This is a genomic window from Deinococcus fonticola (assembly GCF_004634215.1).
In the GTDB taxonomy this organism is placed as follows: Bacteria; Deinococcota; Deinococci; order Deinococcales; family Deinococcaceae; genus Deinococcus; species Deinococcus fonticola.
On record NZ_SMMH01000098.1, the window covers coordinates 1 to 1,097 of the forward strand.

The following is a 1,097-nucleotide window of genomic DNA, read 5'->3' on the forward strand; positions in this document are numbered from 1 at the left end:
ACCTCGGAATCAGCCTCTCCGCGCTGTCCAGATGGCGCAAACAGGCCGCAAAGCAAGGTTCCCTCGCCTTTCCAGGTCAGGGCCGAATGGCCCTGACGCCACAGGAGCAGGAAATCAAACGTCTCCAGAAAGAACTTGAAATTCTGCGGCAAGAGCGAGAAATTCTAGTAAAAGCGGCAGCCTGTCTTGGGCAGAACGGACGCCCATGAGGACGCCTGCCCGCTTCTTCGCCAAGCAAAGTCTTTGAGATTCATGTTCATTGCTGAACATCTCAACGACTACCGCCTGGACATCATGTGCCGAGTCCTGCGAGTCACGCCCAGTGGCTTCAGGAGTTGGCGAAGAAGGCTGCTCTCAACACGAAAAGTCGAGGATGGACACCTCAAACTGCTGATCGAGAACATCTACGACGAGAACAAAGGCCGTTATGGTGCGCCGCGTATTCAAGCCGAATTGGCGGCGCAGGGACGCCGCCACAGTGTACGCCGGATTGCTCGACTGATGCGTGCTCTCGGTCTGTACGGCAAAACCCGTCGTAAGTTCGTCAAAACCACCGATAGCAAGCATGCCTTGCCTGTTGCGCCGAATTTGTTGGAACGGAATTTCACGCCTGAGACTCCAAATTCAGCCTGGGCGGGCGATATCACCTACATCCCGACCAAAGAAGGCTGGTTATATCTGGCGGTGACCATGGATCTGTTCGCCAGGACGATTATTGGTTGGTCAATGAGCCACACCATGACCGCTGAATTGCCCTTGTCGGCGTTAAATATGGCAGTGAGCAGGCGGAATCCGCCTGCTGGCGTGATCTTTCATAGCGACCGTGGGAGTCAATACGCCAGTCATGCCTTTCAGGATGCCCTAAAGCAGAATGAAATGCTGTGCAGCATGAGCAGAAAGGGGGATTGCTGGGACAACGCCGTGGTGGAGAGCTTTTTCGAGACCTTGAAACGTGAATTGGTGGATGGCTGCGTGTACCGCAGCCACGAAGAGGCCAGACAGGCCATTTTCGAGTATGTGGAGGTGTATTACAACCGCAAACGGCGGCATTCCAGCCGGGGCTACTTGACGCCCTGGGAGGCGGAGTGCCAAGCTAC

The 1,097-nt window shown here is 55.3% G+C and carries 2 protein-coding genes; both read left to right on the forward strand.

Annotation, left to right across the window (positions count from 1 at the left end):
* Positions 1 to 8 precede the first annotated feature (8 nt).
* Complete coding sequence (locus tag E5Z01_RS20440) at positions 9 to 209, forward strand: hypothetical protein (protein ID WP_420810866.1); 201 nt, start codon at positions 9 to 11, stop codon at positions 207 to 209.
* A gap of 43 nt (positions 210 to 252) precedes the next feature.
* The coding region (locus E5Z01_RS19200) for an IS3 family transposase (protein ID WP_135230840.1) at positions 253 to 1,097 on the forward strand (845 nt) is incomplete at its 3' end.